This window comes from Nocardia sp. NPDC004415 (genome assembly GCF_053602435.1).
On record NZ_JBSGDP010000037.1, the window covers coordinates 33,197 to 58,783 of the forward strand.

The 25,587-nt window shown below is 68.9% G+C and carries 24 protein-coding genes; 17 read left to right on the forward strand and 7 right to left on the reverse strand.

The annotated features are described in order from the left end of the window. The first annotated feature begins 69 nt into the window (after nt 1-69). Entirely contained in the window at nt 70-1,407 is a 1,338-nt protein-coding gene (locus ACWEMY_RS18515; RefSeq protein ID WP_452391010.1) for a WXG100 family type VII secretion target, read from the forward strand. After that, nucleotides 1,388-1,975 carry a hypothetical protein gene (locus tag ACWEMY_RS18520; protein ID WP_452391011.1) on the forward strand — a complete coding sequence of 196 codons (588 nt, stop codon included), beginning with the start codon at nt 1,388-1,390 and terminating at the stop codon, nt 1,973-1,975. Before ACWEMY_RS18515 ends, ACWEMY_RS18520 begins: the two co-directional genes overlap by 20 nt. A gap of 4 nt (nt 1,976-1,979) precedes the next feature. Here ACWEMY_RS18520 and soxR read toward each other — a convergent pair whose 3' ends face one another. Next, a complete protein-coding gene (soxR, locus tag ACWEMY_RS18525; RefSeq protein ID WP_375930025.1) occupies nt 1,980-2,465 on the reverse strand; it encodes a redox-sensitive transcriptional activator SoxR in 486 nt (161 codons plus the stop codon). Between the two features lie 129 nt (nt 2,466-2,594). On the opposite strand from soxR, the gene arcA reads away from it, so the two are divergent. Both arcA and ACWEMY_RS18535 read left to right on the forward strand, forming a co-directional pair. Beyond that, on the forward strand, nt 2,595-3,836 hold the full coding sequence (gene arcA, locus ACWEMY_RS18530; protein ID WP_452391012.1) for an arginine deiminase: 1,242 nt from the start codon (nt 2,595-2,597) through the stop codon (nt 3,834-3,836). A gap of 4 nt (nt 3,837-3,840) precedes the next feature. Continuing rightward, nucleotides 3,841-4,197: a GntR family transcriptional regulator gene (locus ACWEMY_RS18535; protein WP_452391013.1), complete on the forward strand. Its 357-nt coding sequence runs from the start codon at nt 3,841-3,843 to the stop codon at nt 4,195-4,197. On the opposite strand, the gene ACWEMY_RS18540 is transcribed toward ACWEMY_RS18535, so the two are convergent. Beyond that, a complete protein-coding gene (locus ACWEMY_RS18540) occupies nt 4,194-5,792 on the reverse strand; it encodes a dolichyl-phosphate-mannose--protein mannosyltransferase (protein WP_452391028.1) in 1,599 nt (532 codons plus the stop codon). The genes ACWEMY_RS18535 and ACWEMY_RS18540 overlap by 4 nt on opposite strands. 181 nt (nt 5,793-5,973) lie before the next feature. Here ACWEMY_RS18540 and rsmI point away from each other — a divergent pair, with 181 nt between their 5' ends. The 4 genes from rsmI to ACWEMY_RS18560 are packed head-to-tail and all read left to right on the forward strand — an operon-like array spanning nt 5,974 to nt 8,739. After that, nucleotides 5,974-6,801, forward strand: a complete 828-nt coding sequence (gene rsmI, locus ACWEMY_RS18545) for a 16S rRNA (cytidine(1402)-2'-O)-methyltransferase (RefSeq protein ID WP_452391014.1) — start codon at nt 5,974-5,976, stop codon at nt 6,799-6,801. A gap of 43 nt (nt 6,802-6,844) precedes the next feature. Continuing rightward, nucleotides 6,845-7,363: a helix-turn-helix domain-containing protein gene (locus ACWEMY_RS18550; RefSeq protein ID WP_452391015.1), complete on the forward strand. Its 519-nt coding sequence runs from the start codon at nt 6,845-6,847 to the stop codon at nt 7,361-7,363. After that, nucleotides 7,363-7,938 carry a PIN domain-containing protein gene (locus ACWEMY_RS18555; protein ID WP_452391016.1) on the forward strand — a complete coding sequence of 192 codons (576 nt, stop codon included), beginning with the start codon at nt 7,363-7,365 and terminating at the stop codon, nt 7,936-7,938. Before ACWEMY_RS18550 ends, ACWEMY_RS18555 begins: the two co-directional genes overlap by 1 nt. 48 nt (nt 7,939-7,986) lie before the next feature. Next, nucleotides 7,987-8,739: an isocitrate lyase/PEP mutase family protein gene (locus tag ACWEMY_RS18560; protein ID WP_375930019.1), complete on the forward strand. Its 753-nt coding sequence runs from the start codon at nt 7,987-7,989 to the stop codon at nt 8,737-8,739. Between the two features lie 60 nt (nt 8,740-8,799). Here ACWEMY_RS18560 and metG read toward each other — a convergent pair whose 3' ends face one another. After that, nucleotides 8,800-10,368, reverse strand: coding sequence for a methionine--tRNA ligase (metG, locus tag ACWEMY_RS18565; protein WP_452391017.1), 1,569 nt, complete (start codon nt 10,366-10,368; stop codon nt 8,800-8,802). An 81-nt stretch (nt 10,369-10,449) separates the two neighbouring features. Between metG and ACWEMY_RS18570 the strand changes: the two genes are divergently transcribed. From ACWEMY_RS18570 to rsmA, 5 genes are all read left to right on the forward strand, one after another. Next, nucleotides 10,450-11,304, forward strand: a complete 855-nt coding sequence (locus tag ACWEMY_RS18570; RefSeq protein ID WP_452391018.1) for a TatD family hydrolase — start codon at nt 10,450-10,452, stop codon at nt 11,302-11,304. Nucleotides 11,305-11,464: 160 nt separating this feature from the next. Next, on the forward strand, nt 11,465-12,592 hold the full coding sequence (locus ACWEMY_RS18575; RefSeq protein ID WP_375930016.1) for a transglycosylase family protein: 1,128 nt from the start codon (nt 11,465-11,467) through the stop codon (nt 12,590-12,592). Nucleotides 12,593-12,682: 90 nt separating this feature from the next. After that, a complete protein-coding gene (locus ACWEMY_RS18580; protein ID WP_452391019.1) occupies nt 12,683-13,834 on the forward strand; it encodes an alpha/beta fold hydrolase in 1,152 nt (383 codons plus the stop codon). A 68-nt stretch (nt 13,835-13,902) separates the two neighbouring features. Next, on the forward strand, nt 13,903-15,057 hold the full coding sequence (locus tag ACWEMY_RS18585) for a lipase family protein (RefSeq protein WP_452391020.1): 1,155 nt from the start codon (nt 13,903-13,905) through the stop codon (nt 15,055-15,057). Nucleotides 15,058-15,091: 34 nt separating this feature from the next. Continuing rightward, a complete protein-coding gene (gene rsmA, locus ACWEMY_RS18590) occupies nt 15,092-15,973 on the forward strand; it encodes a 16S rRNA (adenine(1518)-N(6)/adenine(1519)-N(6))-dimethyltransferase RsmA (protein ID WP_452391021.1) in 882 nt (293 codons plus the stop codon). Nucleotides 15,974-16,334: 361 nt separating this feature from the next. On the opposite strand, the gene ACWEMY_RS18595 is transcribed toward rsmA, so the two are convergent. Next, nucleotides 16,335-16,538 carry a heavy-metal-associated domain-containing protein gene (locus tag ACWEMY_RS18595; protein WP_452391022.1) on the reverse strand — a complete coding sequence of 68 codons (204 nt, stop codon included), beginning with the start codon at nt 16,536-16,538 and terminating at the stop codon, nt 16,335-16,337. Nucleotides 16,539-16,666: 128 nt separating this feature from the next. On the opposite strand from ACWEMY_RS18595, the gene ACWEMY_RS18600 reads away from it, so the two are divergent. Continuing rightward, complete coding sequence (locus ACWEMY_RS18600; protein WP_452391023.1) at nt 16,667-17,602, forward strand: 4-(cytidine 5'-diphospho)-2-C-methyl-D-erythritol kinase; 936 nt, start codon at nt 16,667-16,669, stop codon at nt 17,600-17,602. Nucleotides 17,603-17,774: 172 nt separating this feature from the next. Next, nucleotides 17,775-19,565: an ABC-F family ATP-binding cassette domain-containing protein gene (locus tag ACWEMY_RS18605; protein ID WP_452391024.1), complete on the forward strand. Its 1,791-nt coding sequence runs from the start codon at nt 17,775-17,777 to the stop codon at nt 19,563-19,565. Here ACWEMY_RS18605 and ACWEMY_RS18610 read toward each other — a convergent pair. After that, the gene (locus ACWEMY_RS18610; protein WP_452391025.1) at nt 19,562-20,398 is read right to left on the reverse strand and encodes an Abi-alpha family protein; all 837 of its coding nucleotides are present in this window, start codon (nt 20,396-20,398) and stop codon (nt 19,562-19,564) included. The two genes, ACWEMY_RS18605 and ACWEMY_RS18610, sit on opposite strands and share 4 nt — an antisense overlap. After that, nucleotides 20,389-21,756 carry a hypothetical protein gene (locus ACWEMY_RS18615; protein WP_375930008.1) on the reverse strand — a complete coding sequence of 456 codons (1,368 nt, stop codon included), beginning with the start codon at nt 21,754-21,756 and terminating at the stop codon, nt 20,389-20,391. Before ACWEMY_RS18615 ends, ACWEMY_RS18610 begins: the two co-directional genes overlap by 10 nt. Before the next feature lie 285 nt (nt 21,757-22,041). Between ACWEMY_RS18615 and ACWEMY_RS18620 the strand changes: the two genes are divergently transcribed. Both ACWEMY_RS18620 and ACWEMY_RS18625 read left to right on the forward strand, forming a co-directional pair. After that, nucleotides 22,042-22,917 carry an Abi-alpha family protein gene (locus ACWEMY_RS18620; RefSeq protein WP_375930007.1) on the forward strand — a complete coding sequence of 292 codons (876 nt, stop codon included), beginning with the start codon at nt 22,042-22,044 and terminating at the stop codon, nt 22,915-22,917. A gap of 289 nt (nt 22,918-23,206) precedes the next feature. Further along, a complete protein-coding gene (locus ACWEMY_RS18625) occupies nt 23,207-23,734 on the forward strand; it encodes a nuclear transport factor 2 family protein (protein ID WP_375935460.1) in 528 nt (175 codons plus the stop codon). A 28-nt stretch (nt 23,735-23,762) separates the two neighbouring features. Here the strand turns inward: ACWEMY_RS18625 and ACWEMY_RS18630 are convergent, their stop codons facing one another. After that, nucleotides 23,763-25,397 (reverse strand): peptide chain release factor 3, encoded by a 1,635-nt coding sequence (locus tag ACWEMY_RS18630; RefSeq protein WP_452391026.1) that lies wholly within the window; start codon nt 25,395-25,397, stop codon nt 23,763-23,765. Nucleotides 25,398-25,587: the final 190 nt, after the last annotated feature.

The window sequence follows — 25,587 nt, forward strand, 5'->3', positions numbered from 1 at the left end:
ACCGACCCGGCTGTCGGGAACCGGTGCTACCGTGACCCGCGAAGTCCGACAAGGGAAATCGGGGGGTTCATGACGACACTCGGGGCAGACGAGTCCGCCGCACTCGGCCAGACACTGACGGTGGCGCAGGTGCTGGCCTGGGAACCGGCCACGCTGGCCACCCGGGCGAACACGTGGTCGACCCAGGCCACCCAACTCACGGCTTTCGACGACGGCATGTACCGCGCGGTCGACGCCGGGCGCGACTTCTGGACCGGCAGCGCGGCGGACGCCATGCGCACCGCCCACGACGAAACCCGCACCAAGGCGAAGACATTCATCACCTCGTTGCAAGACGGCGCCGCCGCGGCCGAAGCGGGCGCGGGAACACTCGACGCGGCCAAGACCGCGGTCACGAACGCGGTGAAGTCGGCAGAGGCCAAGGGCTACGAGGTAGGTGCCGACGGCACCACCACGATCTCCGCGAGCACGCACCAGACACTGCTGTCACAGTTGCCCGACGCGTCCTCGTACACGGTGGCGGCCGGTGCGCTCCAGGTGGACGCGGACGCGTCGACCACTGCGGTGAAACAGGCCCTGGAGAACGCGCGCACGGCGGCGTCCTCGGTGCATGCCGCGATCGAGAAGGCGTTCGCGAACCTGCCCGACGGCGATTCCACCACCTTGCTGGCCAGCCCGAAGAACATCTCGGACCCCGATATCCAGGCCCCGGGCCAGACGTCGCGTGCGCAGAAGGACATCGACGCCAAGTACGACTATTACAAGGCCATGATCGAACGAAACGGCGGTACCTTCGACTCGGGCGCCGACCAGAAGAACCTGCTCGCTATCCGCAAGGAGACCAACACCGCGGCCAACGGGGGCAACGGCGTGTACGACGACAAGGCGGTCCTGCTCTGGGTCGACGAGCAGGGGATCAAGCACGTCAGCGAGTACAAGGCGAATACCGACCCGACGAATCGGTATCTCAACGATGAGAATGCGACCGAAGACGTGAACGGTGATGGCGTCAAGGAATTGGGCAGACTCCCCGCGGGTTCTTATGAGTTCGAGCACCGATGGGACCGGGACAAGCATGGTTCAGTGGGTGATGGAAACATTTTCGGAATGCCCGTGGGTGTCGAAGCCGAAGCTGAATATGACACGAATCGAGATGGACTGTTCAACGACAATGCCAGGGGTGTGGGTGGGCAAACCATGAACTGGCATTGTGGCCGAGAAGGTGATGTCGCGAGTGCGGGGTGTCAGACGATGCCTCCTGAGGACTGGAGTCGCTTCACTGCTGACATGGGTGTTTCGGCACTCGGAAAATTCACCGGCGACGATGTGTCGCTGCGTTATACGTTGGTGAACGAGGACCGCGCGAATGGGAACACCGAGTACCGGCGTGACGACGGAAGTGTCTGAGCGGGTCAGGTCGCCACTGCCGACCGCGTGGAAAATGGTGATGTCGGTCGCGGTTGCGGCAGCACTGTTGAGCTGCGTTTGGTATCTGTGGGCCAGTGTGCGGGTGTTCGATGACGTGGACGCTGTGCTGTTCGTCGTTCCTGCACTCGTCGTTCCGGTATCGGCCTGGTTGGTATTGGTGATCCTCGCCGGTGTCAAGTATGCGAACTGGTGGCGTTGGGGTTTGCTGATGCCCGGGTTGATCATCGCCACGATGGTGCTGTCGGAATACAATGTACCGGGACGGGTGGGTTGGATGATGTCGCAAAGTGAAATGGCCCGAGCGGCCATTTCCTGCGACTCTCTGGAAAGCGGAAGGTTCGGTACTCCGTACCGTAGTGAAACCATCGGAGATTACCAGTTTCATCATATCGGGGGTGGTCCCGACGGAGAATGCAAGTTCTACCTCTCCCGATATTATCCGGGTAGCGTCAGCGGTTTCATTTATCTGCCGGATGGAACAATTCCCACCAGCACTATCGACACCCGCTATGTCGATCTCGGTGGCTATTGGTACTACTTCAGGTGACCGTTCACCCGCAAACCGGGCGGGTCGGGCAGTTCAGGTGCACGTCCAGCACTCGGGCGCCGGGGCCCTCGGCGCCGAGGTGGTCCTGTTCGTTGACCAGTTTGCAGGAGCCGAGGGACAGGCATCCGCAGCCGATGCAGCCGGTGAGGTTGTCGCGGAGGCGGGTGAGTTGGGTGATGCGGTCGTCGAGGTCTTCGCGCCAGGTGGTGGACAGGGTTTCCCAGTCGCGGCGGGTGGGGGTGCGGCCTTCGGGGAGGCGGTCCAGGGCGGAGCGGATCTCGCTGAGTGGGATGCCGACGCGCTGGGAGATGCGGATGAAGGCGACCCGGCGCAGCGTTTCCCGAGCGTAGCGGCGTTGATTGCCACTGGTTCGACGACTCGATATGAGACCTTCACGTTCGTAGAAGTGCAACGCGGACACTGCAACTCCACTACGATCGGAAAGCTGCCCGGGGGTCAGCTCCTTCGTTTGCCAATCGGCCGTCGTCATTCCTGCTCCTCCCACTTCACCTAAACAATACTTGAGGTCTTCGTCGCGTGTACGAAAACGGGCGGACTCGGCACCGCTGGTCTGCGGGTCTTCCGTGCCGACCCGCGCGGTTCGGATTACCGTTTGCGCATGGGAACCACGCCCGATACGCGCCTGGCCGTCACCTCCGAGGTCGGCACGCTGCGCACGGTGCTGCTGCACCGCCCCGGTGACGAACTGCGCAGGCTCACCCCCAGCAACAACGATCAACTGCTCTTCGACGGCATCCCGTGGGTCGAGCGCGCCCAGGCCGAGCACGACGCGTTCGCCGCGGTGCTGCGCGAGCGCGGCGTGGAGGTGCTGCTGCTGGCCGACCTGCTCGCCGAGACCCTGGCCGTGAGCGGGGCCGCGCGCATCCAGGGCATCTCCGCGGCCGTCGACGCCCGCAGGCTCGGCCACGGCCTGGCCGACCAGCTGGCCGCCGAACTGCGCAAGGTGGAGGCCCGCGAACTCGCCGACATCTTGATGGCGGGCATGACCTTCGACGAGCTGCCCTTCGGCCCCGACACCACCTCGCTGGTGCGGCGGATGCACCACGGTGCCGATTTCGTCATCGATCCGCTGCCGAATCTGCTGTTCACCCGCGATTCCTCGTTCTGGATCGGGCCCAAGGTGGCGATCACCTCGCTGGCGCTGCCCGCGCGCATCCGCGAGACCTCGATCACCGACCTGATCTACGCCTTCCATCCGCGATTCTTGGGCGTGCGGCGCGCCTACGAATCTCACACCGCGCCGATCGAGGGCGGTGACGTGCTGCTGCTCGCGCCGGGCGTGGTGGCGGTCGGGGTGGGGGAGCGCACCTCTCCGGCGGGCGCGGAAGCGTTGGCGCGCAGTCTCTTCGACGACGATCTGGCCCACACCGTGCTGGTGGTGCCGATCGCGCAGAACCGGGCCACCATGCACCTGGACACCGTGTGCACCATGGTCGACACCGACGCGGTGGTGATGTATCCGGGTGTGCGGGACAGCTTGCGCGCGTTCACGATCCGCCGCGAGGACGGTGTCGCCGCGCGCACCGAACTGGACCGGATCAGCATCAGCGGCCCCGAACCGTTCCTGCCCGCGGCAGCGGCCGCCATGGGGATTCCCAAGCTGCGGGTGATCGACACCGGACGCGACGGTGTCACCGCCGAACGGGAACAATGGGACGACGGCAACAACACCCTGGCGCTGGCGCCGGGCGTGGTGGTCGCCTACGAGCGCAACGAGATGACCAATTCGCGCCTGGCCGACGCCGGGATCGAGGTGCTCACCATCTCCGGTTCGGAGCTGGGGTCCGGGCGCGGTGGTCCGCGTTGCATGTCCTGCCCGCTGTCCAGAGACGAGGTCTGAGCGCGTGTTCCACGTCGAGCTGTCCACCGACTCCAGCCGGCCGCCCTACGAACAGCTGCGCATGGCGGTGATCGAACAGGTCCGCGCAGGCACGCTCACCGCGGGCACCAAGATCCCCACCGTCCGCGCCCTGGCCGCCGACCTCGGTATCGCCCCCAACACCGTCGCCCGCGCCTACCGCGAACTCGAAGCCGACGGCATCCTCGAAACCCGCGGCCGCCAGGGCTCTTTCATCGCCTCCTCCGGCGACCCCACCCGCGACATCGCGGGCCGCGCCGCCGTCGAATACATCGCCACCATCCGCCGCCTCGGCCTCACCGACGCCGACGCCGTCGACTTCGTCCACCGCGCCCTGGACTAGCGCCAGCTGGGGAGCCAGAGGTGGTCCTGCCAGGTGGCGGGGCTGATCGGCTGGGCGGTGAGGATGGGCCAGAGCCAGACGAAATTGGCGATGACCAGGGCCAGATAGATGCTGGCGATGAGCAGGCCGAGGGCGTAGCGCTCGTTGACGGGGGCGGGCAGGTAGGTGCCGGTGGGGCCGCGGGGGATGCCCGCGGGGCGGGCCGGGCCGAGAATGTCGCCCAGGATCATGGCCACGCCCATGGCCAGGAACGGGGCGAGCACCACCGCGTAGAAGAAGTACATCTGGCGGTCCAGGGTGAGGAACCAGGGCAGCAGACCGGCGCCGTAACCGACCAGCACCGCGGCGTAGCGCCAGTCGCGGCGCACGATGGTGCGCCAGATCATCCAGCCCAGCGCGGGCAGCGCCAGCCACCACAGCGCGGGCGTGCCCACCGCCATCACGGCCTTCACGCACTGGGTTTCGCCGCAGCCGGTGACCGAGCCGTCGGCGTAGTAGTAGAGCATCGGGCGCAGGCCCATCGGCCAGGTCCACGGCTTGGATTCCCACGGGTGGTGATTGCCCGAGGAATTGGTGAGCTCGGTGTGGAACTCCAGGGTGCGGGCGCTGTAGTACCAGAGCGAGCGCAGCGCGTCGGGGGCCACGTGCGACCAGAATCCGCCGGTGCCGATGGGCTCCTTGGTGAGCGCGGGATTGTCGACGGCGTAGCGGTAGGCGCTGGATTCGTTGGCGAACCAGGCCCAGTAGGTGGCCAGGTAGGTGACCAGCGGGACGGCGACCAGCGCGTAGAGGGCGGGCCCGATATCGCGCACCGCGGTGCCGAGCCAGGGCTTGCGCACGCCGTAGGCGCGCCGGGCGCTCACGTCGAAGGCCACACACATCAGGCCGAAGAACATGATGAAGTACATGCCCGACCACTTGGTGCCACAGGCCAGGCCGAGCAGCACACCCGCGCCGAAACGCCACCAGCGCACGCCCAGCCGCGGTCCCCAGTCCGACAGGCCGACCCGGCCGGCCAGGTCGGCCGCGGCCATGCGTTGTCGCACCTCGTCGCGGTCGACGATCAGACAGCCGAACGCGGCGGTCACCAGCAGCGCCATGAAGATGTCGAGCATGCCGATCCGGGAGGACACGAAGGTCAGCCCGTCGGCGATGAGCAGGATGCCCGCGAACGCGCCGATCAGCGTCGAGCGCGACATCCGCCGCACGATCCGGATCACCAGCAGCACCAGGATCGTGCCCGCCAGCGCCGCGGTGCCGCGCCAGCCCCAGGCGTTGTACCCGAAGATCGCCTCGCTGATCGCGATGAACTGCTTGCCGACCGGGGGATGCACCACCAGGCCGTAGGCGGGGTTGTCCTCCACACCGCCACCGGTGACCATCTGCCAGGCCTGCGGCGCGTAGTGCTTCTCGTCGAAGACGGGAGTGCGCGCGTCGGTGGGGTAGTTCAGGTTCGCGAAACGGGTGATCGCGGCGATCAGGGTGAGCGTGAGCGTGACCGCCCAGCCGCGCGCGGTATCGAGCGGACCGAAATCCGGGGCCGGGCGCAGTGGTCCGGGAGCGACCACCCCGGGCACGGGTCGCGACGAGGACATCGCGCGTGGTTCGGTCACCGGGATCACGCCCCGATCGTAGGCGGTGCGCCCGTCGAAGTCCGATTCGACACCGTCGCCCCGTGGCCGCGCACAGGCCGGGGCGGTCGCGATACTCACGCCTGACAGAATGAACGCGGGCTGATCGAGCCGGGCGGAACTACGGAGAGGCGGGACGCCAACTGTGCTGGTCCTAGCGGCTACCCCGATGGGTGACATCGGCGACGCGTCCCAGCGGTTGCGCGACGCGCTGGGCTCGGCCGATGTGGTCGCCGCCGAGGACACCCGGCGCACCCGTTCGCTGGCCAAGGCGCTGGGCGTGGAGATCACCGGCCGGGTGGTCAGTTTCTACGATCACGTCGAGACCGCCCGCATCCCCGCCCTGCTCGACGACATCGCGAGCGGACTCACCGTCCTGCTGGTCACCGACGCGGGCATGCCCTCGGTGAGCGACCCTGGCTACCGGCTCGTCGCCGCCGCCGTGGAACGGGAGTTGCCGGTCACCTGTCTGCCGGGGCCGTCGGCCGTCACCACCGCGCTCGCGCTGTCGGGGCTGCCGGTGGAGCGCTTCTGCTTCGACGGATTCGCCCCGCGCAAGAGCGGCCAGCGCCGGGAGTGGTTGCGCACCTTGGCCGCCGAGCAGCGGGCCTGCGTGTTCTTCGAGGCGCCGCACCGCCTGGCCGACTGCCTGGCCGACGCCGTCGCCGTGCTCGGCCCCGACCGCCGCGCCGCCGTCTGCCGCGAACTCACCAAGACCTACGAGGAAGTCGTGCGCGGCACCCTCGCCGAACTCGCCGCCTGGTCGGTCGAGGGCGCCCGCGGCGAGATCACCGTCGTCCTGGCCGGTGCCCAGCCCACCAGCGCCGACCCCGCCGACCTGGTCACCGAGGTCGAAACCCTCGTCGCCAGCGGCATGCGCCTCAAAGACGCCTGCGCCGAAGTCTCCGCCGGCCGCGGCGCCTCCCGCAAGGACCTCTACGAAGCCGTCCTCGCCGCCCGCGCGTCCGGCTGACTATACGGTTGCGATTTTTTCGAATTTACCTGATGCTGTATCTATGACAGGCGCTCATCGGGAGGTTCGGCGGAAGGGCACCGTCCTGCCGCCCGAAGATCTGCGTGAACTGCTGAATCTGTCCGTATTCCTGGAGCAACACAACGAGCCTGCCGCCCTGCTCGGCCCTGATGGCCAGCAGATTCCGCTTCCGGTGGAGGTGTATGAGGTGCTTGTCCAGGTCGTCGGTGCGATGCGTAGGCGCCGCGCCGTGACCATCGCGCCTGTGGAGCAGTGTCTGACGACGCAGCAAGCAGCGGACCTGCTCGGAATCAGTCGCCCGACCTTGATCAAGTTGGTGGAGCAAGGGCAGCTTCCCTGTGAGAAGCCCTCCGGTAGCAGGCATCGGCGGTTGTTGCTGAGCGATGTACTCGATTACCAGGAACGTCGGCGGGCGGAACGGGGCGAGGTCTTGAGTGAGCTCGTCCGAGACGCCGAGGAGGACGGTTTGTACGAACCTACCGCCGAGGCATATCTGAATGCCGTCGAGGAGGCGCGAGCCGCGAGAATCTCGGAGGGTTGATGTCCGGATTTCGCGTGGTACTGGATGCATGCGTTCTCGTTCCCATCGTGAAATCGGATCTACTTCTGACGCTCGCCACCAGGCATGCCTTTTGTCCTCTGTGGAGCGAGCGCATTCTCGATGAGGTCTCTCGTGCGGTCGTCAAGGTCAATCCTCGGATGACCGACGAGCGCATAGCGCGGCGTGTCGACGGGATGAACGCAGCGTTCGAAGATGCGTGTGTGGTCGGCTGGGAGCCGCTGGAGCAGGGCGTGACCGGACTGCCCGATGCAGCGGATCGCCATGTCGTCGCCGCTGCTGTGCGGGGTAATGCCGAAGCCATCGTGACAGACAACTTGAAGCACTTCCCCGCGGACGTGCTCAGTCAGTGGGGCTTGCATGCGATGAGTTCGGATGACTTCCTACTCGACGTGCTCGATCTGAATCCGAGCGTGATGTTGTCCAGCCTGATCGAGATGGCAGGTCGGCGGAAGAACCCACCGGTCACGGTCGACGAGATCGTGGCAGCTCTCGGTACGGCGAACGCCTCGAGGTTCGCACGTGAGGTCGAAGCCATCCTGGTCGAGGACATGTGACTCCAGGCTTCTCCGGCACTGCGTCGATCGGTGAGGCATCATCGCGGTATGACCTCTCTGGATGCGAAAGCCAAGACTCTGCTCGAACTGCACCGGCCGGGGGATCCGGTGGTGTTGCCGACGGTGTGGGACGCGTGGTCGGCGAATGTGGCTGTGGGGGCCGGGTTTTCGGGGTTGACGATGGGGAGTCACCCGGTGGCGGACTCGGTGGGGCGCAGTGATGGGGAGGGGATGAGTTTCGAGGAGCTGCTGGCGCGGGTCGCGCAGGTGACCGGGGCGGTGGAGGTGCCGGTGTCGGTGGATGTCGAGTCGGGGTACGGGCTCGAGCCCGCCGCGATCGTCGAGGGGCTGCTCGGGGCGGGGGCGGTCGGGCTCAATATCGAGGACACCGTGCACAGCGAGGGCAAGCGGCTGCGCTCGCCCGAGGAGCACGCCGAACTGGTGGGTGGGCTGCGCGCGGCGGCCGACGCGGCGGGCGTGCACCTGGTGGTGAACGCGCGCACCGACCTGTTCCTGCGTCAGGACGGCGACGAGGCCGACCGGGTCGACCGGGCGATCGCCCGGCTGCGGCTGGCCGCCGACGCGGGCGCCGACGTGCTGTACCCGGTGGGCTGGCACTCCGACGAGGTGCTGCTGCGGCTCACCGGCGAACTGCCGCTGCCGGTCAATGTGGTGACCAAGCCGGAGAATCCGGGCAAGGAGCACTTCGCCTCGCTCGGCGTCGCGCGGATCAGTTTCGGGCCGCTGTTGCAGGCGGCGCTGGGGGCCGAGGCGAGCCGGTTGCTCGCCGCCTGGACCTGACCGTCCCGGACAGACGAAACGGCGCGCGGTTGCCACCGCGCGCCGTCGTCGTGAGCAGGGCTATTCCTTCGGTTCCACGTAGCGCGGGAACACCGGCTCCGGCGCGGGCAGCGCGGTGCCGGGAACCAGCGGGGTGGCGATATCGGCGAAGGTCCGGCCCTCCTGGCCGAGCAGATCCAGGATCTTGGCCGCCGAACCGGGCATCACCGGCTGCACCAGGATGGCCACGATCCGCACCACCTCGAGGGTGACGTAGAGGACCGTCGCCATCCGCGCCAGATCCTCCTCGGTGCCCGACTTGCGCAGGGCCCAGGGGGCATTGGCGGAGAAGTAGCGGTTGGTCTCGCCGAGGGTCAGCCAGATCGCCTCCAGCGCCAGATGCATCTGCTGGACATCGAACTCGGCGCGGCAGCGCTCGAGCAGGGCGCCCGCCCGGTCGAGCAGGGCCTGGTCGTCGGCGGTGAACGCACCCGGCGCGGGCACCTGCGCCTCGCAGTTCTTGTTGACCATGGTCAGGCTGCGCTGCACCAGGTTGCCGAACTCGTTGGCCAGGTCGGCGTTGATCCGCCCCGCGATGGCGTCGTTGCTGTAGCTGCCGTCCTGGCCGTAGGAGATCTCGCGCAGCAGGAAGAAGCGCACCTGGTCCAGGCCGTAGGTGGATACCAGGCCGAGCGGGTCGACGACATTGCCCGTCGACTTCGACATCTTCTCGCCCTTGTTGTACAGGAACCCGTGCACGAACACCCGGTCCGGCGGCGCGATCCCGGCCGACATCAGGAACGCGGGCCAGTACACCGTGTGGAAACGGGTGATGTCCTTGCCGATGATGTGCACGTTGGCGGGCCAGTACTTCTGGAAGGCCGCGGACTCGGTGTCCGGGAAGCCGACGCCGGTGAGGTAGTTGGTGAGCGCGTCGACCCACACGTACATCACGTGGTCGGGCTGGCTCGGCACCGGAACGCCCCAGTCGAAGGTGGTGCGCGAGATCGACAGGTCCTTCAGCCCGGCCTTGACGTAGCTGACGATCTCGTTGCGCCGGGTGGCGGGCGCGATGAACTCGGGGTGCTCCTCGTAGAGGGCCAGCAGCTTGTCCTGGTACTCGGAGAGCTTGAAGAAGTAGTTCGACTCCTCGGTCCAGGTGACGGGGGTCTGTGTCTCGGTCGAGACGCGGGTGCCGTCGTCGAGGAGGGTGGTCTCCTCCTCGGTGTAGAAGGCCTCGTCGCGGACGGAGTACCAGCCGGAGTAGTTGCCCAGGTAGATGTCGCCGTTGGCGAGCATCCGCTGCCAGATGGCGATGCTGGCGGCCTTGTGGTCCTCGTCGGTGGTGCGGATGAAGCGGTCGAAGGAGATGTCGAGCGCCTTGTCCATCGCCTCGAAGACATCGGAGTTGCGCGCCGCCAGCTCCTGCACCGGGATGCCCTCGGTGGCGGCGGTCTGCTGCATCTTCTGGCCGTGCTCGTCGGTGCCCGTCATGAAGAAGACGTCGTAACCGTCGAGTCGCTTGAACCGGGCCAGCGCGTCGGTCGAGATGTACTCGTACGCGTGCCCGATGTGCGGCGCACCGTTGGGGTACGCGATGGCCGTGGTGATGTAGAAGGCGGGCGCCTCGGCGCCTTCAAGTGCGCTCACGCCTGTGCCTCGCTAGCGCTCGGCCCAGTCGTGACCGCAGATGCGGCCGTGCCCATTGATCGCTCGCTTCGCTCGCTCATGATGCGAACTACTGTAATCCGCGTGGCAAACCAAAATCGTCCGGCTCCACCCCTTCCGCCGCCGCTCGCGCCGCTGATCGACGCGCACACCCACCTCGACGCCTGTGGCGCAACCGATGCCGCCTCGACCACGGTGATCGTGGACCGGGCCGCGGCGGCGGGCGTCGGGCAGGTGGTGACCGTGGCCGACGACCTCGCCGCGGCGCAGTGGGCGGTCCGGGCGGCGCAGTGGGACCCGCGCGTCTACGCGGCCGTCGCCCTGCATCCGACCAGGGCCAACGCCCTCGACGACAAGGCCAAGGCCGAGCTGGAGCACCTGGCCACCGACCCGCGGGTGGTCGCCGTCGGCGAGACCGGCCTGGACTACTACTGGCCCGGCAAGCTCGACGGCTGTGCCGACATCGAGACCCAGATCGAGGGTTTCCGCTGGCACATCGACCTGGCCAAACGGGTCCGCAAGCCGCTGATGATCCACAACCGCGAGGCCGACCACGACCTGCTCACCGTGCTGCTCGACGAGGGCGCCCCGGACACGGTGATCTTCCACTGCTTCTCCTCCGACGCCACCATGGCCGAGGCGTGTGTGGCCGAGGGCTACGTGCTCAGCTTCTCCGGGACGGTCAGTTTCAAGAACGCGCACGAGCTGCGCGAGGCCGCCAAGCTGGTGCCCGACGACCAGATCCTGGTGGAGACCGACGCGCCCTATCTCACCCCGCATCCCTATCGCGGCGCCCCGAACGAGTCGTACTGCCTGCCGTATACCGTGCGGGCGCTGGCCGAGGTCCGCGAGCAGGACCCGCAGGAGCTGGCCGAGATCACCACCGCCAACGCCCGCAGGCTCTACCGGATCCGGTAGCCCAGGTAGGGGACTGGACAGCAAACGTGATCCGCCTCACATTTATTTGTCTATCTTGTGACGTACCTGCGACTACGTTGCCGGACCGTGATCCGCGTAGCCCCTGATCGGAGCGCTCGGTGTTGTCCGGCGCGGGGTTGGTCGTTATCGTTCTGTAACCATGTCGGCTTTCGCGCGGATCAACTCGTCACGCTCGCCGCTGCTGTACGCGGCGGTGGCGGCCATGCTGCTGGTTCTCCTCGTCGGCGCCTCGCTGGCCATCGTCAACCACAAGACGGTCGCCCTGGTCGTCGACGGTGAGCGCACCGAGCTCACCACCATGTCGCGGGACGTGCGCGCCGTGCTGGCCGACGCGGGCTACGAGATCTCCGAGCACGACGAGGTGATCCCGGCCGCGGGCAGCAAGGTCGGCGACGGCGCCACCATCACGCTCAACCGCGGTCGCGAGATCACCGTGACCGTCGACGGCGTGGAGCGCACGGTGTGGACCACCGGCACCACCGCGGGCGACGCGCTCGCCCAGATGCAGATCCCGTCCGACACCCACGTGCTGCCGGGCCGCGACGAGCGCCTGCCGCTGGCCGGTGCCGCGCTCAGCGTCTACACCCCGCGCACGATCTCGCTGGTCGACGGCGTCGCCGCGCCGGTCGACGTGCGCCTGGCCGCCGCGACCGTCGGCGAGTTCCTCACCGCCGCCGGGATTCCGCTGCAGGCCGAGGACTTCGCCGAGCCCGCCGCCGACTCCCCGTTGCGCGAGGGGATGACGGTCACCGTCACCCGCAGGCACACCGAACAGCGCACCGAGGTGCTGCCCCTCGAACCCACCGAGACGGTGATCGAGGACGTCACCATGAACATGAGCCGCACCGTCGTCGAGAACCCCGGCGCCCCCGGCCTGCACGAGGCCACCTTCGCGGTGACGATGGTCAACGGCGTGGAAGCCGCGCGCGTGCAGGTGAACTCGAAGGTGATCACCCCCGCCGAACCCAAGACCATCCGCAAGGGCGCCAAGCCCGGCACCGAGGTCCCCGAGGTCCGCGACGGCGACCTGTGGGACGCGCTGGCCCGCTGCGAGTCCACCGGCAACTGGGCCATCAACACCGGTAACGGCTACTACGGCGGCATCCAGTTCGACCAGAGCACCTGGGAACGCCAGGGCGGCCTCAAGTACGCCCCGCGCGCCGACCTGGCCACCCGCGAAGAGCAGATCGCCATCGCCGAGGTCACCCGCGCCCGCCAGGGCTGGGGCGCCTGGCCCGCCTGCACCAGCCGTCTCGGCGTGAGCTGAGTTCGCCGCGCTGCCGCGTTTCGTCCGCCCGCCGGGGTAGCGTGCTCTCGGTTCGCCTAGTTCGCTGTGACGAGTCGACGGGTGGTTGTGATGCGCAAGGTTTCGGTCTGGCGGAGTGCGGTCGCCGCGGTGGCGCTGGCGGTGGGGCTCGGGGTCACGGTGCCCGCGGTGGGGGCGCAGGCTGCCGAGCCGGGTGCGGTGATCCAGGTGATCCCGCAGGCCGACGGATTCCACGGCATGTCGGGCGCGCAGGTCATCGAGTACTGGACCCGGGGCGTCGGGGGCGTGACGCAACCGGCCAGCGGGGCGCTGTATCTGCCGACGGGTGAGGCGCCGCCGGGCGGCTGGCCGGTGATCACCTACGACCACGGCACGACCGGACTCGGCGCGGGCTGCGGCGGACAGTCGGACCCGGCGGGCGCGCCCTGGCCGGAATCGCAATTGAAACAGGACGAGTTCCTGCGGTATCTGGTGGGCAAGGGCTTCGCGGTCGTCGCGCCGGACTATCTCGGACTGGGCCGCTTCGACACCGGCCCGCACCCGTACCTGGGGATCGAGACCGAGGCCACGGCCACCATCGACATGCTGCGGGCCGCGCGCTCGGTTCGCCCGGACCTGTCACCGGTCTGGATCGCGGCGGGCATGTCACAGGGCGGACAGGCCGCGCTGGGCACCGGGCATCTGCAGACGAGTTACGCGCCGGAACTGGATTTCCGCGGCACGATCGCCGTCGACCCGGAATCGGATGTGGAGAAGGTCGCGGTGCTGCTCGGCCCGGGCAATCCGGATCGGGTCAGCGGCGGCATCCTCGGTTTCTCGGTGAGCATTCTGGCCGGTCTGCGTGCCGCCCGCCCGGACGCGCAGGTCGACAGCTACCTCACTCCGCTCGGCAGGCAGATCCTCGACGAGATCGGCAGCCTGTGCCAGGACGCGATCGACGACAGGGTCGCCGACCTCACCCTGGGCGCGCTGCTGGCGCGTCCGCTGGGCGAGGAACCGCTGCGCTCGGTGATGGCCGACTACATGACCGTGCCGACCAGCGGCTACGACGCGCCGATCCTGTTGCTGGTCAATGCCACCGACCGCACCGTGCCCTCGCCCCTGCACGCCGCACTGGCCGCGCAGTTCGTCGCCGGTGGGGTCGACTTCCGTCCGGTCGTCGGCACCGGTAGCCACTGCGAACTCAACCCCGCGATGTTCGCGGCGATGGACGAATTCCTGGCGACCCGCGGCCACGTTTGACCCGGCGGCCGCGGCGCTGATCTGTACACTCGTCCAGGATCATGGCCGCCTGGTGGAGAGATGAATCCGTGCTGAAGACCCCCATCCGCGCGACGGTCGTCGCCGCCCTGACCGCCCCGGCCCTGCTGTTCGCGGGCTTCGCTCCCGCCACCGCCGAGGCACCGGGCTCGGTCATCTCGGTGCGGGACGAGCCCGCGGGCTGGCGTGGCATGGCCAACGGCAGGGTCGTCGACTACTGGATGACCGACTCGGCGGGCGTCGCGCGCCCGGCCAGCGGCGCGGTCTTCGTCCCCGAAGGCGACGCGCCCGCGACGGGCTGGCCGATCATCGCCTACGACCACGGCACCTCCGGCTCGGGTCCGGGCTGCGGCGGCCAGTCCGATCCCAGCTCCGTCCTGCCGCGCTTCCGCGGCGCCGAGGACGCGCTGATCAAGGGCCTGGTCGACCAGGGCTACGCGGTCGTCGCCCCCGACTACCTGGGCCTGGGCCGCTTCGACACCGGCCCGCACCCCTACCTCGAGGTCCGCAGCGAGGCCACCGCCACCATCGACCTGGTCCGCGCCGCCCGCGCGGCCGACCCCGACCTGTCGCGGACGTGGAGCGTCTTCGGCGTCTCGCAGGGCGGGCACGCCGCGCTCAGCACCGCGCACGTGCAGTCCTGGTACGCGCCCGAACTCGACTTCCGCGGCACGGTCGCCGTCGACCCGGCCTCCGATGTGGAGAAGGTACTGCCCCTGGCCGCGCCGGGCCTGCCACAGATCCCGGGCCTGTCCGGGGCCACGTCGTCGTTCGTCGTCAGCATTCTCGCCGGCCTGCGCGCCACCCACCCGGAAGCCGATGTCGACTCCTACCTGACCCCGCTGGGCCGCTCGCTCGTCGACGCGGCGGGGCATCAGTGCCTGGGCGAGATCTTCGCGGGCGCGCAGGGCGTCAACCCGTCCGACCTGCTGGCCAAGCCGCTGGCCCCGCTGCGCGGGGTGCTCGCCCAGTACATGACCCTGCCGACGAGCGGTTACGACGCGCCGATCCTGCTGACGGTGAACGTCACCGACGTGGTCGTGCCCTCGCCGCTGCACGGCGCCCTGGTCGCGCAGTTCGCGGCCAACGGTGTCGACCAGCAGGTGATCCCCGGCACCGGCGAACACGGCACCACCTCCCCGCAGATGCGCACCGCCATCGCCGAGTTCCACGCGCGGGTCCACGCCGCCCCGCCGCAGCGCTGAGCTGCCCGATCGGCCGGGTTGGTAGGTTCTAGCAGTGCCCGAACCAGAGATCCCCGCGCGCGGTAGCGCCGCACTGCTCGGTCCCGCCGAGGTGCGGACGCTGGCCGAACGCTTCGGCGTCCGGCCGACCAAACAGCTCGGGCAGAATTTCGTGCACGACGGCAACACCGTGCGGCGCATCGTCGCCGCCGCGGGCGTCGGTGCCGCGGACACCGTGCTCGAGGTCGGTCCCGGTCTCGGCTCGCTGACGCTGGCGCTGCTCGACGTGGTCGACCAGGTGGTCGCCGTCGAGATCGACCCGGTGCTGGCCAACTACCTGCCCGAAACCGTCGCCGACCGGGCCCCCGGCCTGGCCGGGCGCCTGCGCGTGGTCGAGGCCGACGCCCTGCGGGTGCGCGCCGACCAGCTGCCCGCCACCCCGACCGCGCTGGTGGCGAACCTGCCCTACAACGTGGCCGTCCCCGTGCTGCTGCACCTGCTGGCCGAGCTGCCGAGCATCCAGGTGTCGCTGGTGATGGTGCAGGCCGAGGTGGCCGACCGTCTCGCCGCCGAACCCGGCAACCGCGTGTACGGCGTTCCCAGCGTCAAGGCCGGTTTCTTCGGCAAGGTGCGCCGCGCGGGCGCGGTGGGCACCCAGGTGTTCTGGCCGGTGCCCCGCGTCGAATCGGGCCTGGTGCGCATCGACCGCTACGCCGAGGCGCCCTGGCCCATGGACGACGCGCACCGCCGCCGCGTCTTCGAGGTGATCGACGCCGCCTTCGCGCAGCGCCGCAAGACCCTGCGCGCGGCCCTGTCCGGCTGGGCGGGCTCGCCCGCCGAGGCCGAGCGCAGGCTGGTGGCCGCGGGCATCGACCCCACCGCCCGCGGCGAGACCCTCGACACCGCCGCGTTCGTGCGGCTGGCCGAACAGGGCTGACCTCGCGAATCCCCGGTTTACCCAGGGGAACCCGGCGTACACCGGCCGTTCATACCGGATGGCTGTGAAAGCGATTGTGGACAACCGGTTTTCGCAGCGGCCGGTGTTGATCATGGTCGCCGGGGGATGACGCGGACCACATCGGATGATGCGCGCGCATCAGCGCTGTGCGTGGATGTGGATGACGCTGTGGATGATTCGTCGTGCGTGGTCCGCGGGTGAACCAGCGGTGAACGAGGACGGATCCACCACGGTTTTCGGCCGCCTCGCATCCGAGGGGCGAGACGTCACGGCGCAGCCGGAGTATCGCCCCTCGGATGCGAGGCTCACAGGGCCGAAAACCCCGCGGCGCCAGCCGCCGTCAACTGAGCTCGTAGCCCGCTTCGTCCACGGCGGCGGCGACATCGGTGCGAGCGAGGTCGGCGGCGCTGTCCACCTTGACCAGCCCACTCGCCAGGTCGACATCCACACTGGTGACGCCGTCGATCTTGCCGATCTCCTCTTTGACCGAACTCGCGCAGTGCCCGCAGGTCATCCCCGTGACGGTGTACGTGGTGGTGGCCATGGCCGACTCCTTCTCGTTCATGCGGTGCTCGGGTTGGTGCCCGACACGAACGAAGATACCCCCCATGGGTATCCGACGCAAGCTTCGCGGCGCGAACTCGTCGGTGGCACCGGTTAGGCTTGGTGACCGTGCTGTCAGTTGTGCCCAGCCCGGTCGTCGCGCGGGCCCCGTCCAAGGTGAATCTGCATCTCGGCGTCGGTGATCTGCGCCCGGACGGCTTCCACGACCTGACCACAGTGTTCCAAGCCCTGTCCCTCGCCGACGACGTGGAATTGGCGCCCTCGGCCTCGCTCGCGGTGCGGGTCACCGGCGAGGGCGCCGCCGAGGTGCCCACCGACCGCACCAATCTCGTCTGGAAGGCCGCGGTCCGGCTGGCCCATCTGGCCGGGCGCGCGCCACTGGTGGAGATCGCCATCGCCAAGGGCATCCCCGTCGCGGGCGGCATGGCGGGCGGCAGCGCCGACGCCGCCGCCGCGCTGGTCGGCCTCAACGAACTGTGGGACCTCGGCCTGGGCCGCGAGGAACTGTCGGCCATCGCCGCCGAACTCGGCAGCGACGTCCCGTTCTCGCTGCATGGTGGCACCGCGCTGGGCACCGGCCGTGGCGAACGGCTGCTTCCGGTGCTGTCGCGCAACACCTTTCACTGGGTACTCGCGCTGGCCAAGGACGGCCTGTCCACCCCCGCGGTGTTCCGCGAACTCGACCGCCTGCGCGCCGAGGGCGACCCGCCGCGTCTGGGCGATCCCCAGAAACTCATGCAGGCCCTGGCCTCGGGCGACCCACGTCTCCTCGCCCCGCTGCTCGGCAACGACCTGCAGGCCGCCGCGCTGTCGCTGAAGCCGGAGCTGCGCCGCACCCTGCGCGCCGGGGTGAGCGCGGGTGCCCTGGCCGGGCTGGTCTCCGGCTCCGGCCCCACCTGCGCCTTCCTGTGCGAGAACGAACAGGCCGCCGTCGCGGTGGCCGCCGAACTCGCCGGCGCCGGTGTCAGCCGCAGCGTGCGCACCGCCAGCGGGCCGGTCCCCGGCGCCCGCGTGCTCGACCCGGAAGCGCACGGCAAATCCTGAACGCCCGGCCGGAACCGCGAACACCAGATCCTCTACGATTCGTACCAACAGATCTCGTACGAACATGGGTAACTCATCGGGGACGGGCTGACCGGCCCAGTTGTTCCCCGCCGGCCGCCGACGCGCCGCAATACCGCACCTATGTCTGGCCAGAAGTCGCGGAGAGGCGGATATGTCGAACCTGATCAACCTGGAACAGGTCTCCAAGAGCTTCGGCGTCAAGCCGCTGTTGGATGACGTCTCCCTCGGCGTGCACGCGGGGGAGCGGATCGGGGTCGTCGGCCTCAACGGTGGCGGGAAGACCACCCTGCTCGAGGTGCTGACCGGGCTGGAGGAACCCGACAGCGGTCGCGTCAGCCGGGTCGGTGGGCTGCGGATGGCCGTGGTCACCCAGCGTGGCGTGCTGCCGGAAGGGGCCACGATCGGCTCGGTCGTGCTGGCCGGACTCTCCGACGACCTGTCCACCGCCGACATCGCCGAACACGAGTGGGCCGCCGACGCGCGCATCCGCTCGGTGCTCGACGGCATCGGCATCGCCGACCTCGGCCTGGACACCCCGGTCACCAATCTCTCCGGTGGCGAGCGCCGCCGCGTCGCCCTGGCCGCCGCGCTGGTGCGCGAGCTGGACCTGCTCGTCCTCGACGAGCCGACCAACCATCTCGACATCGAGGGCGTGCAGTGGCTGGCCCAGCACCTGATCGCCCGGCGCACCGCGCTGGTCGTCGTCACCCACGATCGCTGGTTCCTCGACACCGTCGCCACCCGCACCTGGGAGGTCGTCGGCGGCAAGGTGGAGACCTACGAGGGCGGCTACGGCGACTGGATCTTCGCCCGCGCCGAACGCGCCCGCCAGGCCGACGCCACCGAGGCCCGCCGCCAGAACCTGGCCCGCAAGGAACTGGCCTGGCTGCGCCGCGGCGCCAAGGCCCGCACCTCCAAGCCGCGCTACCGCGTCGAGGCCGCCGAGGCGCTCATCGCCGATGTGCCCCCGCCGCGCGACGCGGTCTCACTGGCCGCCTTCGCGCGCAAGCGGCTGGGCCGCGTGGTGATCGAACTCGAGGACGCCACCCTGGCCACCCCCGACGGCCGCGAACTGGTCGGCGATCTCACCTGGCGGCTGGCCCCCGGCGAGCGGGTGGGTCTGGTCGGGGTCAACGGCTCCGGCAAGACCACGCTGCTGCGCGCGCTTGCCGGTGACGTGGAACCGGTGACGGGCAAGCGCATCCAGGGCCAGACCGTCCAGATCGGCTGGCTGCGCCAGGAACTCGACGACCTGCCCACCGACATGCGCGTGCTCGAGGCCGTCCAGCAGATCGCCAACCGGATCATGCTCGGCGACAAGGAGATCTCCGCGGGCCAGCTCGCCGAACGGCTCGGTTTCACCCCGGCCCGCCAGCGCACCCCCGTCGGTGACCTCTCCGGTGGCGAGCGCCGCCGCCTGCAGCTGACCCGCATCCTGATGGCCGAGCCCAATGTGCTGCTGCTCGACGAGCCGACCAACGACCTCGACATCGACACCCTCCAGCAGCTCGAGGACCTGCTCGACAACTGGGCGGGCACCCTGGTGGTCATCAGCCACGACCGCTACCTGGTCGAGCGCATCTGCGACACGACCTGGGCCCTGTTCGGCGACGGCAAGCTCACCAACCTGCCCGGCGGCATCGACCAGTACCTCACCCGGCGCGCGAGCCAGGCCACCGCGGGCAAACCCGCCGCCGCGAAAGCGCCCGCGTCCTCGACGGATTCGGCCGATCGCCGCGCCGCCCGCAAGGAACTCTCACGGCTGGAACGCGGCATCGCCAAGCTCGACGACCGCGAGCAGAAGCTGCACGCCGCCCTCGCCGACGCCGCCACCGACCCGGACAAACTGGTGACCCTCGGCGCCGAGCTCAAAGAGGTCGTCGCGGAGAAGGAAGCGGCCGAAGAGCGCTGGATGGAACTCGCGGAGCTGGCCGAGTCCTAGGTGGCGGTCTGGCTGCCGTCGCTGATGACGGTGGGCAGACAGGTCTGCACGAAATCGGCACCGAACTCGGTGAGCAGGATGCTGCGGTAGCTCACCTTGGTGCCGAAGCCGCGCTTGAGCGCGTCGCGGACCTGTTCCTGGGCCTCGATGAGCTGGTAGCGGCTCGGATTGTCGACCGGCTCGCGGGTGAACTCGATGAGCCCGAGCCTGCGCAGGTTCGGCAGATACTGCGGCACGCGGTTCGGGAACCGCAGGCCCGCGTGCTCGCCCAGCATGGTCAGCCCACTGATCAGGCGTTCGCCGCCGAACGCGCGCTGGCGTCCGGTGCGCACGTCGATGGAGGGCTGCGGTCCGTCGACGTGCAGGAAACGCAGGATGCGTGCCTCGTCGGGGGTGATCTCGGTCAGGATGCCGGGATAGGCGGGATGGGTGTCGGGCTGGGCGGCGTGCGTGCTGGCCGACAGGCGCAGCAGCTGGGCGCCCTGTTCGCGCAGCGTCGGCATCGCCTCGCGGTGGTAGTCGGTGCTGGTGGGCAGGCCGAGCGCGTGCCGGAGCCGGTCGCGCACTTCGGTTTCCGCCTCGGCGAGCACCTCCTCTGGCGGGTTGCCCGCCAGACTGCCGCGCAGCACGGTGACGGTGACGCCGAGCGCGGTGTCCAGGGTCCACAGCGTCATGCCGGAGGCGGCGGTGAGCGCCACCCTGGCCACGCCGGTCGCCGCGCGGACCGTACGGGCCGGGGACATCGGCAGCACGCCGCGCTTGTCCGTGGTGGTGTCGAGTGCCGCCACCGTCCGCCGCACCACCTCCGCGGACGGGGTCCCGTCTACATCCATGTCGTCGCTACTCCCGTTCCGAAGACCAGGATGTGAGCGTATCCGGCCAGCAGCCCCAGCGCGCCGCCATGGACGAAAAGCAACCATTCGTCCTGTTTGATCGCCGAACGCAGCATGTCCACGAAGTCGTGCGGGGAAAGTGCGGACATTTGCCGGGCGATGTATTCGTTGACCTGTCTGCCCTGCTGGACGTTGAACTCCGGGTCGGCGAAGGCCATCGGCGCGATCGTCATCGCCTCGGCGGTGAGCGTGGACTGCAGCGAGTCGTATTCGCGGCTGCCCAGCATGAACTTCACCGCGGGCCGGGCCGGGCCGAGCGCGCGGTCGGCGGCCGGGCGCAGGGTGTCCTCGAGCATCTGCAGCGTGCGGTCCGAGCGCGGGCCGTTGAGCAGCTCGTCACCGATATTGGCCACGGTGACCACCTCGGTGGACACCAGCGCCGCGTACCCCGCGGTGATCTCGGGCTGACGCTTGATCAGCAGACCCTGGCGCCACGGGCACCACCACTTCGGGGTGGCGGGCGCGAAGATCATGTTGATGCCCACCCAGTTCACCACCCAGCCGATGATGATGCCGCCCACCGGCAGGATGATCAGCGGCGAGAGCCCGGTGACGTGCAGCGCCAGCACCAGCAGCAGACCGCAGGGCGCGCCGAAGTAGAAGCCGAAGTTCTGCATGAACCGCAGTTCCTTGGCGCCGAGCACCTGGAACAGCTGGTTGAGCAGCTGCGGGCGGGCCTGGAAATAGCGGATCACCATCTGCTTCACATCCAGCAGCTGGTCGATATTGGTGCCCAGCTCGGCGGTGAGTTCGCGCAGGATCTCCGGCAGCTGCGAGCGCACCCGCTGGTGGATCATCTCGCGCACCTGGACGGGCAGGTTGTACCAGAGCTGGGGGTGTTCGCGGCGCAGGATCACCTCGACGATGTCGCGGATCTGCGCGTCGGCCACCTCGGCCAGATGTTCGGCCAGTTTCTCCGGATCGAGCTCGCGATAGAAGTCCGAGACGCTGCCCAGTTTGGACAGTCCCTTGTCCACGGCGATGGAGGCCATCTTGTCCGCCCGGGAGGGCACGATGCCCTGCCAGCCGATGCGCCCGTCATAGCTGAGCAGCGGCAACACCTGGATCCGCTTCGGCAGGAAGGGGAACAGGGCGCGCAGGCCGGGCAGCTTGATGCCGTGGAATTTGATCGGCTGGAACAGCATCAGAATGCCGGTCCAGTTGGTGATGTAACCGATAATTCCTGTGAAAAGAGGAATGGTCACAATTTCCAGCAGAAGGGTCGGATGTAACCCGAACACACTCTCCAGCACGACACCCTCCTGTCGATACCCGGTGACCACCGCCTTCACCGGCATCCAAAAATTAGCACCCCCGCGGCGAGGTGACCCTACTGTGAGGTGAGGAACTAGGTCCATTCGTCGTGCCCCAGGCCACAGGGTAGTGTCTGAGACATCAGTCACAGAACGTGTCCCGAATGCCGTACTCGCCGTGCGGAGTCGGAACAATGACGGTCACCACAATTCGTGGCAGATGACAATCGGCGCCGCAGGGGGCGCCGTATCGTCCGCACTGTGCCTGGGGCGTGGTCGGGCAATAATCTGTGGGCGAGAAGTTCACCTGGCGAGACTTCGGAGTAGGACGTGACAGACGACAGGACCGGACAGGACCTGGCCCGCGCCGGTACCCGTGCCGTCGAGCGCAGCTCGGACGTCGAGCAGCGACAGATCAGCAACGAAGCGCGGTTGATCAGGGGTGTGTTCCGCGCCGCCGGTCTGGCCGCCGGAACCGCGGTGCGCGGCAGCCAGTGGGCGGTCGGCACCACCTACGAGGTGACCAAGGAACTGGCCCAGGCAGCGCTGGACGGTGAGTCCTCGGCCGATATCGCCGAGCGCACCGGCAACGCGCTGCGGTCCATCGCGCGCAGCGCGCTCGGCGTCACCGAGGGGTCGGTGCGCGAGATCGTCAGCTATGTGCCGACGCCCAACGGATCGTCTCAGCAGGCCATCACCGTCGGCCCGTACCTGCGCTCGGCCACCACCGACGACCTGCGCCGCCGCGGTGACGCGCTGCTGGCCCGTTCGGCGGATGTGTACTTCACCGAGGACGTGCACCCGGCCTACGACCGCATCCTCGACGAGATCGCCCCCGACGAGGCCCGCATCCTGCGCTTCATGGCGCTCAACGGCCCGCAGCCCTCGGTCGACGTGCGCACCAACCGCCCGCTGGGCATCGGCTCGGAACTGGTCCAGGGCGACCTCACCTCGGTGCCCGAGCAGGCCGGCGTGCGCTACCCCGACCGCTCGCGTTCCTACCTGATCAACCTCAACCGGCTCGGCCTCACGCTGACCTCCGAGGACCCGGTGGTGCTGAGCCGCTACATGGTGCTGGAAGTGCAGCCGGTGGTCGAGGAAGCGCTCAAGAAGGCGGGCCGCGCGCCCAAGATCGTGCGCAAGAGCCTGCGCCTGTCGGAGTTCGGCGAGGACTTCTGCCGCACCTGCTTCACCATCGGTAGCTGAGACAGCGGGCACCTACCGCCTCGGCTGATCACGCTCCGGTGTCGGCAGTGATAGCGATCTGATACAGATCGGGTGCCCGCGCCCGATTCGGTGGGATCGTGGAGGCATGGAGCAGCCGACCGGATCCGCCGACGTGCGCGTGGACGACGACGCCGTCGTGCCCGCGCAGCCGGGAATCGGCCCGCTGCTGCCCGGCGCCGACGAACCCCTGGTCGCCGGGCCGGAGACGGGGGAGGAACCGATGTCCATGGAGCCGCCCGAGCCGGGCGACGACGAGCAGCCCGAACCGGTGCAGCGCCCGCCGGACCATCCCGACGACGTCGTCGCGATCAGCAGACTCAAGTTCCGCTACCTGCGGGCACTGGACACCAAGTCCTGGGACGAGTTCGCCGACACCCTGGTCCCCGAGGCCACCGCCACCTACAGCGAGTACCTGCAGTTCGAATCGCGCGAGGCGTTCCTGGCCTTTCTGCGCAACACCCTGGGCCCGCACGTCATCACCGAGCACCGCTGCGATCATCCCGAGATCGATGTCGACGGTGACGAGGCCACCGGCACCTGGTACCTGGCCGACACGGTGATCATCCCCGAGCACAACATGCTGCTGCGCGGCGCGGCTTTCTACACCGACCGCTACACCCGCTGCGAGGACGGGCACTGGCGCATCGCGCACACCGGTTACGAACGCACCTACGAGGTGGTGCTCTCGCTCAGCGACCTGCCGAGCCTGCGGTTGACCGCGAGCCGCTGGGGCATGATCGCCGGCGAGAACCACATCTCCTCGGTCGAACGCAATCCCGGCTCACCCGCGGCCTGAACGCCCGACCCAGACAGCCCCGCCGGGCTCAGTCGGCCGTGGCGACCAGCGGTTCCAGCATGAGATCCGGGTGTTCCTTCTCGATGTACTGCAACCGCCACTTGTCGCTGAACAGCGCCAGGATCGCCCCGTCGGTGCGGGTGAAGACCTCCACCCCGCGCTGGCGGTCCAGCTCCGGCGCCGATTCCGCGTCGGTGCGCCGGGCCAGCGTGAAGCCGAGGAAATCCAGCTGGGTCTCCACATTGAACTCGGCCTGCATGCGCGCGGTGACGACCTCGAACTGCATCGGGCCGACCGCGGCCAGCACCGGTGACTGGTCGCCGCGGGCGTCGTTGCGCAGCACCTGCACCACGCCCTCGGAGTCGAGCTGGTCGATGGCCTTGCGGAACTGCTTGTACTTGCCCGCGCTCTGCGCGCGCAGGGTGGCGAAGTGCTCGGGCGCGAAGCTCGGGATCGGCGGGAACTCCACCTTCTTGTCCACGAACAGCGTGTGCCCCGGCGCCAGCGCTGTCGCGTTCACCAGGCCGACCACGTCACCGGGGTAGGCGGTGTCGACGGTGGTGCGCTCGCGGCCGAACACGGTCAGTGCGTACTTGGTGGCGAACGGGCGACCGGTCTGCGCGTGCGTCACGACCATGCCGCGCTCGAATTCGCCGGACACGATCCGCATGAACGCCAGCCGGTCGCGGTGGGCGGTGTCCATGCCCGCCTGCACCTTGAACACCACCGCGCTGAACGGGTCACCGGTCTCGCGCTCCTTGCCCGCCACATCGGCGCGCGAGCCGGGCGCCGGGGCCAGCGCCACCAGGGTCTCGAGCAGCTGGCGCACACCGAAGTTCAGCATGGCCGAGGCGTAGATGACCGGGGAGGTCTGCCCGGCCAGGAACAACTCCTGATCGTGGTCCTGCCCGGTGGCCGAGAGCAGTTCGCTCTCCTCGGCCGCGGTCGTCCACGCCTCACCCTCGCGCGCCTCGGCCTCGGCCGGGGTCAGCGACTCCTCCGGGGCGATGGTCGCGCCACCGGCGGTCCGGGTGAAGTGGATGTATTCGTCGGCCGCGCCTTCGGGTCCACGGCGCAGCAGGCCGCGGAAATCACCGGCGATACCCACCGGCAGGAACAGCGGGGTGGGGGTCAGGCCGATCCGCTCGCTGATCTCGTCGAGCAGCTCGAGCGGTGCCTGGCCGGGGCGGTCCCACTTGTTGATCACCGTGATCACCGGGATGCCGCGATGGCGGCACACCTGGAACAGCTTGAGCGTCTGCGGTTCGAGGCCCTTGGCCGCGTCGATCAGCATCACCGCGGCGTCCACGGCGGTGAGCACGCGGTAGGTGTCCTCGGAGAAATCGGAGTGACCGGGGGTGTCGACCAGGTTGATCACATTGTCGACCTCGGAACCGGCGGCCCGGTAGTTGAACTGCAGCGCGGTCGAGCTCACCGAGATGCCGCGCGCCTTCTCCATCTCCATCCAGTCCGACACCGTCGACTTGCGTCCGGCCTTGCCGTGGATGGCGCCCGCCTCGGAGATCATCCTGGCGTGCAGCGCGAGGGCCTCGGTGAGCGTGGACTTACCCGCGTCGGGGTGCGAGATCACGGCGAACGTGCGGCGACGGGCCACCTCGGCGGGCAATCCGCGGGGGACGACGTTCTCTCCGGACTCGGACACGAGTAGACCTTTCGCAGTGGTGGGCAGCCTTTTCAGAGTACGAGGCTCGGGCTGGGTGGCTCACGTCGGCCCTTTGTGCACAGCTGTGTTTGTTGGAGCGCTGGCGCGCTCGAGTCGCGGCCCCTGGAGGGCCGCCGGTCAGCGCTCGAGACTTGCGCCTGCGGCGCGTGCGCTTCGAGCGCTGACCGGC